The organism is Clostridium sp. CX1, from assembly GCF_025398335.1.
Classification (GTDB): Bacteria; Bacillota; Clostridia; order Clostridiales; family Clostridiaceae; genus Clostridium_AM; species Clostridium_AM tanneri.
Genome location: NZ_JAODOO010000012.1, coordinates 64,118 through 76,168, shown reverse-complemented (window position 1 = coordinate 76,168; position 12,051 = coordinate 64,118). Strand labels below are relative to the sequence as shown.

Here is a 12,051-nt window from a genome sequence, read left to right as displayed (position 1 = left end):
GGAGTTACAAAGATGGATAACTTAGGGGAATTTATAACTTTAAATTTAGAAAGCATTGACAACGAACATATTTGCTGTGCTATATCGGATAAAAAATGTGTTGAGGGATATTTGAAGAAAAAGCAGTGGCTGAAGGAGCAAATTCCGAAAGGATATGTATTTAAAAAATTAAATGTTAAACATAAAGTTTTTATTGAATACTGTCCATGGGATATAGCTTGGCTACCCATTACTGCACCAAACTATATGGTAATAAACTGTTTTTGGGTTGCAGGACAGTATGCAGGAAAGGGTTATGGAAAAAGGCTTTTACAGGAGTGCTTAAGAGACTCGGAAGATAAGGATGGAATTGTAGTTCTTACAAGTAATAAAAAGAGGCCCTATATCTCAGACAAAAAGTTCTTTATAAAGCAAGGATTTGAGGTATGTGATACAGCTCCTCCGTATTTTGAGTTATTAGTTTACAAGAATAATCCTAACGCCATAAATCCTAGCTTTAATAAATCAGCTAAAGAAAATGTCTGTGACAATAAAAATGGATTAACAGCATATTATTCAAATTGTTGTCCCTTTACTGAATATTATATAAACACAGTATTAAAAGAACTGGCAGGCAAAAATCACATACCTCTAGAGATTATTAAGATTGATAATAAAGAACAGGTGAAACATAATCCATCACCCTTCAGCATATATAGTTTGTTTTATAATGGTAAATTTATTACACATGAAATTTTGAGTGAAGCAAAATTCAATAAAGTCGTAGATGGTATAAAAAATGGCATATACTAATTCTTCCTGTATAAAATATATTTCTGTTAGAAAATCTTTAATATAAAATATTATAAAAGAAAGAGGTATATTGTATGAGTAAAACAATAGTACAAGGAAAGACTTTAGAGCAGTGGAAAGAACAGTATCCACTAATGGATAAAATTATTTCCACAGAAGAAGTATTTTGGACCAACCCTAACTATGGTAAATTTCAAGATGCTATTGAAAAAATTTCACTATCTGAGAAAGATGTAATGGAAGCAGAAGAAAGACTAAAAAGATTTGCACCCTATATAGCTAAGGTTTTTCCAGAAACAGAAAAAACAAATGGAATTATTGAATCGCCTATTGTTAAAATCCCTAATATGCAGAGCAAAATAGAGGAAATGTTCAGTCAGGAAATTTTAGGACAACTATTACTAAAATGCGACAGCCACCTTGCTATTTCAGGATCTATTAAAGCAAGAGGTGGTATTTATGAAGTTCTAAAACATGCAGAAGAATTAGCTATTGAAAATGGCATATTAACCTTAGAAGATGATTATTCTGTTATGGATAGTGACAAATTTAGAGAATTTTTTTCTCAGTATTCTATTGCAGTGGGGTCAACAGGAAACTTAGGACTTAGCATTGGCATAATCAGTGCTCAACTGGGATTTAAAGTCTTTGTTCATATGTCAGCAGATGCAAAGCAATGGAAGAAAGATCTTCTTAGAAGTAAAGGTGTTACAGTAGTTGAATATGAGTCGGATTATAGTAAAGCAGTAGAAGAGGGCAGAAAACAAGCAGAGGCAGATCCAAATATGTATTTTGTAGATGATGAAAATTCAACTAACTTATTTTTAGGATATGCAGTTGCAGCTTATAGATTGAAGAATCAATTAGAGGAAATGAATGTAGTTGTAGATGAAGAACATCCACTATTTACTTATCTTCCATGCGGAGTTGGAGGGGGACCAGGTGGAGTAGCCTTTGGTCTGAAATTAGTATTTAAGGATAATGTACACTGTTTCTTTGCAGAGCCAACACATTCTCCATGTATGGTTATAGGATTAATGACAGACATGCATGACAAAGTAGCTGTTCAGGACTTTGGAATAGACAACATTACAGCAGCAGATGGACTTGCTGTTGGCAGAGCTTCAGGTTTTGTAGGAAAGACGCTGAGAGAGTTAATCAGCGGATCTTATACAGCAAAAGATGAAAAATTATATCTTCTATTAAGCACACTGATAGATTTAGAAGGCATCTACTTGGAGCCCTCTGCCTTAGCTGGCATACCTGGGCCAATTGATTTATTTAAAGATGAGGCTGGACAGAAGTATATAGAAAACAATAACTTAAAAGACAAGATGAAAAATGCTTCACATATTGCTTGGGCCACAGGGGGAAGTATGGTTCCCAAGGATGTAATGGAAGCTTACTACAAAAAAGGGTGTGAACTGAAGAACTCTAGTAAACTATAAAAATTATAAAGAACAAGAATAAATATTGGCAGAGAAATATTCTTTAATAAAATTTAAGAATAAAAGAAATAGAATCTGAGGGAAGTCATTTCGACCTCCCTTAATTCATATTTAAGGAATATTATAAGTTGATTTTTCATGTCATAACTTACAATCATACATTGAACATACTTAAATTACTTGTTTAATGGCCTCTTACTATCTTGGATAACAGAATTTATAAAATCAATAAAAGTCTTATTTTAAAACACATCTACAACTTTATTATAATTTTCTCTATAAAGCATACGTTGAACATTTAGCTCTAGATCATTACCTGTTCCTATAAACTCTAGAGTTCTAGTTTTAATATTAGAATTTTTATTAGCATTTTCTGGAGTTGTTTTGTTAAGTTGCACTGTTTTGCCATCCAGCAGCATATTTACTTTTGTTAAAATTACGTCTGATTCTGTAGCTAAAGTTACATAAGTATTGCCATTAGCCTCATATATCTTTTTTATTTCTATACTCTTATTTTCTATATTAATATTTTCATTCTTCATATCCTTTTCTAGTTTAAAATTTTTATTTATAATATGCTCAGAGCTAAGACCCAAAAATTCAATTTTAAGTTTATTAAAGTTATTAGGCAAAGGTTGAAAATTATACTTAAAAGCAACTCCATCAATGTTTGAACTAAGCTCAGTTTGTTGAATTTCCAATATTTTTCCATCAACAATTAATCTTATATCTAAGCTGTTAGGTGAAAACTTAGCACCACGAATTCTATCTATAGCCAATTCTAATATGTTTTTCACCTTTCCTTTAACTACCGTAGTTGTAGGCGAGGCGCAAATATATTCAAGACGAAGATTAACATCATCGGTTCTAATATTTTTCTGTAAGATTTTTTTTATGCTATATCCCATAGCTTTATTTTTATCTAATGTAAAAGAAATTTTTCCAGTTTCATTTTTACAAATTACATTTAAAACTAAATCTTTGTCAAAGAAAGAAGGTGAATCAAAGGTTGAAGTAAACTTTACTTCTGTTTTTTCATCATTTACATCTCCGTAAGAACTAAGGCATCTATAATCATTAAGTTTTCCCTTAAAATATATATTTAAGGGTTCAAGGAGTTCGTTTTCAATATTTCCTTTAGAATTTTTTATTGTGTAAAAGGCTAAAAGTCTATTATCATCTAGCATTATTCCATCTAAAGTAAATGTTAAACCGTTTTTGAAGGTGAAAGTTTTACCGATAGTTTGACCTTTTCCTAGTTCATTTAGCTTTTTTAAGTTTGAATCCATTAATTTATCATAGCCTATAAGCTTTTCAGCATAAAATCCTAAGGTATTAAAATTATATCCTATTAGTATTAAAAAGATGAAAATAACTGCTGCCTTTATTTTGAGAGGTCTAGCAATGCTTAATCTTTTGCTCTTATTATTAAGTGCAGTTCTTAGCCTATTCTCTAAGACATCAGGGACCTCTAGTTTATCTAGTTGTAATTTATTTTTCCTTAGTAATTTTTCAATATTATTCACTATTCTTCACCTCTTAAGCTTTCTTTAAGCTTTTTAATACCATTAAATATGCGAGATTTCACTGTTCCCACAGGTATATTAAGCATTTTTGATATAGTTTCATTATCCAAATCTAAGAAATAACGAAGCTTAATTACTTCTTGATATTTTTCTTTTAAATATGATAAGTGTTTTTCTAGTATAATCTGTTCATTTTTTCTATCAAAGCCTTCCTCATAAGGTTCTTCTTTAACTGAGGTTAAGGAAACTATTTTCTTTTTTTCCCTTAAAAGCTTTTTGCAGCGATTTACTAAGATTGTTTTGCTCCAGCTGTAGAAAGCACCATGATTTCTTAATTTGTTTATGTTTTCATATAAAATTATAATTGTGTCCTGAAGTGCATCTAAAGCATCTTCTTCATTTTTCAAGTATAAATAAGCCAGCTTATAAAAATCTGTTTTTTCTGCCATTATAAGCTGTATTAAGGCTTCTTTATCACCTTGTTTTGACTTTTTTACTAAAATCTCAATATCCATTTAGCACCTCGATTCTATATCTAAGAGTATTAAGTTATGAAAAAAGTTCATTTTCTATATTAAGAATAAAAAAGTTTTACACTATATAGAAACAGATTTAGTTGCACTACATTTACAATAACATTTTTAGGATATTTGTCGCTGATTTTTTAAATAATTTAGTAATAAATAAAAAAATTTGATTTTTTTGAAGCGGAAGATAATGTTTAATCGTCTATATTTATGAAGAGTTAAAATTTAATCAGTTCTACTAATAGGCTGAAGGTTTTAAATCTATAAAAATATAGAAGAGGTGGTTAATTTGAAAAGTATTAATTTACTAAAAACAAAATGGTCATTTGTAGTTATGTCCGTAGTTACGATTCTTTTCCTGATGGCAATAGTCCCAACTACAAATCACAAGGTATTAGCAGCAGAGGATAAAACTGCAGCAAGAACAATAAATGTTAATGGAGATGGTGAGATAAGTGTGACTCCTGACATTGCCTATGTTTCTTTAGGAGTAACTACTGAAAATAGCAGTGTAGATGAAGCTCAAAAAAGCAATTCAGCTACTATGAATAATGTAATTGCTGCTGTTAAAAAAGCTGGAGTAGCAGGTGAAGATATGAAAACATCTAATTACTCCATCAGTCCTAAATACAGCTATGATGACAAAACAGGGAAGAGCACAATTGTTGGATACACAGTTACAAGCAATTTAAGTATCGCAATTAAAAAGATAAATTCTGTTGGAAGCATAATTGATACAGCTATATCCAATGGAGCAAATAACTCAAATGGGGTAACTTTTGGAGTTAGTGATTATGCAAAGTATTACAATATGGCTTTAGTAAATGCTATATCAAATGCTAAAGCTAAAGCACAGGTAGTAGCTGGCTGTATAGATGTGAAGATATCAACTCCAACAAAAATAACTGAGAATTCTAATGGGGTTCCGGTTGATTATCCAATTATGTATGATTTAGCTGCAAAGAACAGTTCAGCAGGTCAAGGCATGGCTTTAGAAGTAGGAACATATAAGGTAAAGGCTAATGTCAGCTTGGTATATGAGTATTAAAATTAATTTTTATATTATATAAAAATTAGACAAGCTTATATGGGTGAGAATAGAGAGGGTAATAGATATGAAACAGGGTAGAGAAAAAAATCTCTACCCTGTTTTGGTTATACTCTCTTTTTTAAGATGCCAATGAGTAACTGGTCTTTGATGTTGTTTTCATTATTTTCTGACTATAGAATTAAATATAAATAAAACTTTAACAAAGATCAAATTTTTGTATTAAAAATAAGTTTTTATGAAAATGATTTCACCGTTGATTTTCCATGGTAATAATTTCGAGTTAAAATATTTTAAATTTTACTTTAAATGAATAAAGAAATATGATAAGCTTAATTTGTCGAAAAAACTCGAAACAAGCAGTCGGATGGTATTACATTTAAAGTCGCTATTTATTGTATATTGTTTCATTTATATCTCAATTATAAGAGGAGGAAAATATTGTGAAAAATCTAATGAATAAGTGGAATCAATTGAGCCTAGTAAAAAGAATAATTATAGGTTTAATTGTCGGTATTATCTTAGCTGTAACGATTCCAGAAGCAGCAAAACCAATTGTCATTATGGGTTCCTTATTTGTAGGTGCTTTAAAAGCCATTGCTCCCATGCTAGTACTTTTCTTAGTTATGTCCGCAATATCTCAACATAAGAGTGGACATAAGACCAATATGAAATCGATTATAGTCCTTTATCTTTTAGGAACATTTTTAGCTGGACTTATAGCTGTTGTTGCAAGCTTTATGTTCCCAGTAAGCTTAATACTTGCAGGGGGTGCTGAGAATGTTACTCCTCCTGGTGGTGTGACAGAGGTTCTTAAATCACTGCTATTAAATCTTGTTGATAATCCAATAAAAGCACTTTTTAATGCTAATTATATCGGTATACTATCTTGGGCAGTAGTGCTTGGCTTCGCTTTAAAAAATGCTTCTGATTCTACAAAAACATTTATTACTAACTTTTCAGATGCCTTATCAAAAATGGTTACATGGGTAATAAACTTTGCACCATTAGGAATCATGGGCCTTGTATTTGACGCTATTGCTACAAATGGAATAGCATCTTTACTAAGCTACGGAAAATTGCTTGCAGTTTTAATTGGTTGTATGGTCTTTGTAGCACTTGTTTTAAATCCAATTATTGTTTACTTAAATATTCGTAAGAATCCATTCCCACTAGTATTTAAGTGTTTAAAAGAAAGTGGTATTACAGCCTTCTTTACACGTAGTTCAGCAGCAAATATTCCTGTAAATATGAGTTTATGTGAAAAGTTAGGTTTAGATAAAGATACCTATTCTGTGTCTATTCCATTAGGTGCTACCATAAATATGGCCGGTGCAGCTGTTACAATATCAGTGTTAACTCTTGCAGCAGTAAATACTCTTGGTATTCAGGTGGACATAGGTACTGCACTAATTCTTAGTGTACTGTCAGCTGTATGTGCTTGTGGTGCTTCAGGAGTTGCCGGTGGTTCATTACTACTTATTCCTCTAGCATGTAGCTTATTCGGAATTCCAAATGATGTTGCTATGCAGGTAGTTGGTGTAGGCTTTATTGTGGGGGTTTTACAAGATTCTTGCGAAACAGCACTTAATTCGTCAACAGATGCATTATTCACAGCAACAGCGGAATTTGCTAAGTGGCGTAAAGAAGGTAAGGAAATCGTTGTTGATTCAGCAGCATAAATAAAGAAATTTTAAGATTGAAGATTTAAATTTAAAAGGATATAGAATAGATAGTTAATAGGACTATTCATTCTATATCCTTTTTATATATTAAGTATAGTTGATGGCTGCAGATTAACATGGATAAGGTTCTATTTTTTCAATAGCAAATACATAAAGAAATTTTCAAAACTCCCATTAGACAGTTCTACTGTATTTTTAACCTTGATTCTATGGAAATATAATATAATTTCACGTATAATGTAAAGGAAATTATATAAAAATCTTAGGCATGATTTTAAGGAGTGAACATACATTGTTTGATTTAGATAGTTGTATAGGTTTTATGACAAATAGACAGTCTAAAAAGTTAGCAGAGGCCTTTAATAATAGGTTGGCACCCTTTGGGGTTACTAGAGTCCAGTGGATAGCTATGTACTACTTAGATAAATATAAGTCCTTAAGCCAAATGGAACTTGCAGATAAGATGGATATAAAACCATCTACATTAGCACGGTTGGTAGACAGAATGGAAAGGGATGGATATGTACAGAGGGTTAAAAATGATGAGGACAGGAGAATATTTCTCGTAAGTCTCACAGAAAAAGGAGAGAAATTTTGGAAGGATCTTTTACCAGAAGGAGAAAATATGGGAAAAGTATTTTCTAACAATATTTCTGATGAAGATATGAGTGCATTTATGAAGGTTTTAAATCAAATGGTAAGAAATATTGAATAGAATTATATAACATAAAAAAGCTGTGAGTTTTGCCTCACAGCTTTTCTTTTATAAAGAAAATTGTAAAATTTACATTTTTACTATTGAAATGTTTACATATAATTGCTATACTAATAATTAGCATAGCAATTAATTATTCTGATTGTTATGAGATATATTATTTATAGGGGGAATTGGAAATGGCAAAAGATCCAAGACAAATGTTAAATGAATTTTCAGCAGGTTTAGAAGTGTTAGGTACCACTAATCAAGAACAATTAGGAGCTTTTATGAACTTACTTGGAGCAGCTTACAAGCCAGGTGCAGTTGATACAAAGACAAAGGAATTAATAAGTGTTGCTATCGGAGTGTACAACCGTTGTGAATATTGCATTGTTTTCCATACTTATAAAGCTCTAGAGGCAGGAGCAACTGGTGAGGAGATAATGGAAGCTGCAATGGTATCAGTAGCCTTTGGTGGAGGCCCTACTATGGCATACAGTGTTACATTATTAAAAGATTCAATAGAGGAATTTGAGAAGGACTTTAGATAGTCTTAATTGACCTCACCTATAGGCAAGTACTTATGCATAGGGATGTGTTATCAAATTTTTAGATACTGGAAATGTATCTTTAAAATTTGCAAGCACATCCTTTAGTATAGGTGTAAGTTTCAAAGTGGATATTTTAAAATTTACTTTTGCGGAGGAATATTATGTTAGATATAGTATTAGATAAATTAAATGGACATGCGACTGAAGGTAAAGTGTGTAAAATTCATATAAATGTTGGAGATGAAATAAAATTAGGAGATAAAATCTGTGATATAGAAGGAAAAAAAGGAAATTCTACTTTTAACTCAAATTTTTCTGGAATCATAGAATCGATTGAAATAGGCGAGGGAGATACTGTAAGGTTAGGAGATGTTGTAGCAAAAATAGAGGGAGTAGAAGCAGCTGCGGCTAGCGAAAAAACAGAACAAACAAAAGAAGTTGGGGGATTTAATTACTTCTCTAGTATAATGAAACCTAGAAAAGAAGAAATTGAATGTGATATAGCAATACTTGGAGGAGGTCCAGGTGGATATGTGGCAGCAATTCAAGGAGCTAAACTCGGTGCAAAAGTTGTGCTAATAGAAAAGGAAAACCTAGGTGGCACTTGTCTAAATAGAGGATGTATACCTACAAAGACTTTGGTAAGGTCTGCAGAAGTTTATGAAAATCTACTTAAAGCTGAAGATTTTGGATTATATGCGGACAATGTATCAGTGAATATGAGGAAAGTAATAGCTCGCAAAGACAATGTAGTAGATGAGTTAAGAGGAGGCATTGGATATATCCTTGAAAAACATGGTATTAGAGTAATAAAAGCGGAGGGAAGGCTCTTAGATACAAAAACCCTATTTGCTAAAGAAGGAAATAGAGAAATAACAATAAAGGCTAAAGATATAATACTAGCTACTGGTTCAAAGGCAATAAAGCTTCCTATATCAGGTGCAGATTCGAAAAATGTTATTACCAGTGATGAAGCTTTAACAATGGATACTCTACCTAAGAAGATGATAATAATCGGTGGAGGAATAATAGGAATGGAGTTTGCTTTCATATACTCAAAGTTTGGCGTAGATGTATATGTAGTGGAATACTTCAACTCAATTCTTGCTAATTTAGATGAAGATGTAATTGCAGAAATAACTGCTGCAGCAAGAGACAATGGGATTAAATTATTTACTGGCTCAAAGGTAGAAGAAATAATAGACGGAGCAGATAATCAGTCTATCGTAGTATTTACAAAAGATGGTGAGAAGAAGTACATCTCTGCTGACAAGGTGCTTATGGCAGTAGGCAGAACTCCTGTATTTGAAGGCTTGGATATTGAAAAGCTGGGCATAAAGTCTCTAGAAAATAAAAAGGGAATAGCAGTAAATGAAAAACTTCAAACTACTGTGGAAAATATCTACGCTATTGGAGATTTAACTAATATAATACAATTAGCCCATATAGCTTCTCACCAAGGAGTTGTGGCAGTAAAAAATATAATGGGAAAAGAATTGTCTATGGATTACACTGTAGTACCTAGTGCAATATTTACCCACCCTGAAATTGCAACTGTCGGCATATCAGAAAAAGATGCAGAAAAGCAAGGTTTAGAAATAGAAGTAGGAAAATTTCCCTTTGCAGCAAATGGTAAGGCACTTACTTACGGAGAAAGAGCAGGCTTTGTTAAACTAATAAAGGAAAAGAACACAGACATAGTACTTGGAGGAGCTGTAATAGGCCCACATGCTACAGATTTAATAGCTGAAATTGCTTTAGCGGTAAAGAATAAATTAAAGATAGACCAAATTACAGAAACTATACATGCTCATCCAACAACAGCAGAAGCAATTCATGAAGGAGCTCTTGCCTTAGAGGGAGGTTCTCTACACTTTGTTAACTAAAGAGTTAAAAACAAAGATAGTTTTATCATCTTCCTTTGACCCATGGTATAATCTAGCCTTAGAAGAATATCTGCTAGATAATGTAGAGGAAGATGAAGTTATCTTATATCTTTGGCAGAATGCCAATACTGTAGTAATCGGAAGCAATCAAAACACCTGGAAAGAGTGCAGAATTTCAGAAATTGAAAAGAATAAGGGAAAGATAGCAAGAAGACTTTCCGGTGGTGGAGCAGTTTTTCACGACTTAGGCAACTTAAACTTTACCTTTATTTTAAGTAAACAGCTATATGACTTAGATAAACAGCTAAGTGTAATAATAAATGCAGTAAGAAAGCAGGGTATAAATGCAGAGTTTGTTGGAAGGAATGATATAGAAGTAGAAGGAAAAAAGTTTTCAGGAAATGCTTTTTATTTCACAGACAGAACTGCATATCATCATGGAACTATACTTATAGATGTAGATATAAGCAAGCTCACAGACTATCTCCAGGTTTTAGAGGAAAAGATAGTTTCAAAGGGAATAGATTCGGTACAAGCTAGGGTAATAAATTTAAAAAACTTAAATCCTAATATAACTATAGAGTCTATGAAGGAAAGTTTGAAGGAGAGTTTCGTGGAAATATACCCTTCAAATTGTAAAGAATACCTAGTGGAAAAGGATAATCCTAGGTTACAGGAGTTGTATAGTAAATACTCTTCTTGGAATTGGATATATGGAGAATCTCCTTCCTTTGATATAGTCTTTGAAAATAAGTTCTCCTGGGGAGCTATAGAATTATGTCTTTCATTAAAAAAAGCCATTATAGAGAAGGCGGTAATATACTCTGATGCTATGAATAATACACTTATAGCCAGAATAGCAGACAGTATTAAAGGAGCAACTTTTAATATTGAAGAAATTTGTAGTAGACTAAAGACAGTGAACATAGATGAAAATGAAAAAATAGTTTTATATGACCTGTGTAATTGGTTAGAAAGTAAAAAAGAGTACGGTTAATTAGGGGCGTACTCTATCTATATGATAACCTATAGGTAAGAAAAAGTCTATAAATTTATTTTCTTTTATCTTATAATTTTTATTGTTGCAACAAAATTATAAATTGATAGGAGAATAAATATGATGAAGAAGAAGATAGTAAATATTCCTTTTGGACCCTATATTGCAGTTTTAGCAGGATCAATTGTTAATGGAAAACCAAACTATGCTACCATTGGTGCATATGGAGTTGTAAGTCAAAAACCTGTGCTTTATATTTCTTTAAAGAATTCCCACTGTACAACAGCAGGGGTAGTGGAAAATGGATTTTTTAGTGTAAACATTCCTTCCTCTGAAAATATTGAAAAAACCGATTATTGTGGAACCGTTTCTGGTAATAAAGTAGATAAATCTAAGATTTTTGAATCATTTTATGATGAAGTAGGGAATGCACCAATGATAAAAGAATGCCCTGTAAATTACTTATGCAAGGTAATACAGACTATTCCTATGTTTGATTTTACAATGTTTATCGGAGAAATTGTTGCTGCATATGCCAATGAGGATTGTTTAGAAAATGGAAGACCAGATGCTTTGAAGGTTAAACCAACAGTATTGATGGACTCAGGATACTTTGATTTAAAGAATAGAGTTGGATCAATATTTAGTACATGTAGCGGCAGCAAATAAAAACATAGCAGACAGACTTACCAGAATATAATACTAGAACAAAGAAGGAACTTGCTAATTAGTAAGTTCTTTCTTTGTTTTAGTAGGAATTTTTAAAATTGACATAAAAAATAGAATAACAGGGCTTGAAAATACAAGGGTTAAGAGTTAGTATGAGATATTATAAGAGATATAATGTAAGCAAAAATTAATTGGGATGATAAAAATGCTTAATTGTGCTCCATA

General features: G+C 31.8%; 11 protein-coding genes. 9 read left to right on the top strand and 2 right to left on the bottom strand.

Annotation, left to right across the window (positions count from 1 at the left end):
* Positions 1-12: 12 nt before the first annotated feature.
* Together N4T77_RS13905 and N4T77_RS13900 are read left to right on the top strand one after the other, a co-directional pair.
* Positions 13-792, top strand: coding sequence for a GNAT family N-acetyltransferase (locus N4T77_RS13905; RefSeq protein ID WP_261672411.1), 780 nt, complete (start codon positions 13-15; stop codon positions 790-792).
* Between the two features lie 74 nt (positions 793-866).
* The gene (locus N4T77_RS13900) at positions 867-2,240 is read left to right on the top strand and encodes a D-serine ammonia-lyase (RefSeq protein WP_261672410.1); all 1,374 of its coding nucleotides are present in this window, start codon (positions 867-869) and stop codon (positions 2,238-2,240) included.
* Between the two features lie 242 nt (positions 2,241-2,482).
* Here N4T77_RS13900 and N4T77_RS13895 read toward each other — a convergent pair whose 3' ends face one another.
* Together N4T77_RS13895 and N4T77_RS13890 are read right to left on the bottom strand one after the other, a co-directional pair.
* Positions 2,483-3,766, bottom strand: coding sequence for a DUF4179 domain-containing protein (locus tag N4T77_RS13895; protein WP_261672409.1), 1,284 nt, complete (start codon positions 3,764-3,766; stop codon positions 2,483-2,485).
* Complete coding sequence (locus N4T77_RS13890) at positions 3,766-4,281, bottom strand: RNA polymerase sigma factor (protein WP_261672408.1); 516 nt, start codon at positions 4,279-4,281, stop codon at positions 3,766-3,768. Before N4T77_RS13890 ends, N4T77_RS13895 begins: the two co-directional genes overlap by 1 nt.
* A 292-nt stretch (positions 4,282-4,573) precedes the next feature.
* On the opposite strand from N4T77_RS13890, the gene N4T77_RS13885 reads away from it, so the two are divergent.
* The 7 genes from N4T77_RS13885 to N4T77_RS13855 all read left to right on the top strand — a co-directional run bounded on the left by N4T77_RS13885 (position 4,574) and on the right by N4T77_RS13855 (position 11,826).
* A complete protein-coding gene (locus tag N4T77_RS13885; RefSeq protein WP_261672406.1) occupies positions 4,574-5,341 on the top strand; it encodes an SIMPL domain-containing protein in 768 nt (255 codons plus the stop codon).
* A gap of 443 nt (positions 5,342-5,784) precedes the next feature.
* Positions 5,785-7,023 (top strand): serine/threonine transporter SstT, encoded by a 1,239-nt coding sequence (gene sstT / locus N4T77_RS13880; RefSeq protein ID WP_261672405.1) that lies wholly within the window; start codon positions 5,785-5,787, stop codon positions 7,021-7,023.
* Positions 7,024-7,318: 295 nt separating this feature from the next.
* Entirely contained in the window at positions 7,319-7,741 is a 423-nt protein-coding gene (locus N4T77_RS13875; protein WP_261672404.1) for a MarR family winged helix-turn-helix transcriptional regulator, read from the top strand.
* Positions 7,742-7,920: 179 nt separating this feature from the next.
* The gene (locus N4T77_RS13870) at positions 7,921-8,274 is read left to right on the top strand and encodes a carboxymuconolactone decarboxylase family protein (RefSeq protein ID WP_261672403.1); all 354 of its coding nucleotides are present in this window, start codon (positions 7,921-7,923) and stop codon (positions 8,272-8,274) included.
* 161 nt (positions 8,275-8,435) lie between these two features.
* The gene (lpdA, locus tag N4T77_RS13865; RefSeq protein WP_261672402.1) at positions 8,436-10,160 is read left to right on the top strand and encodes a dihydrolipoyl dehydrogenase; all 1,725 of its coding nucleotides are present in this window, start codon (positions 8,436-8,438) and stop codon (positions 10,158-10,160) included.
* Positions 10,150-11,157 (top strand): lipoate--protein ligase, encoded by a 1,008-nt coding sequence (locus tag N4T77_RS13860; protein WP_261672401.1) that lies wholly within the window; start codon positions 10,150-10,152, stop codon positions 11,155-11,157. The genes lpdA and N4T77_RS13860 overlap by 11 nt, the downstream gene beginning before the upstream one ends.
* A gap of 120 nt (positions 11,158-11,277) precedes the next feature.
* On the top strand, positions 11,278-11,826 hold the full coding sequence (locus N4T77_RS13855; protein ID WP_261672400.1) for a flavin reductase family protein: 549 nt from the start codon (positions 11,278-11,280) through the stop codon (positions 11,824-11,826).
* Positions 11,827-12,051 lie beyond the last annotated feature (225 nt).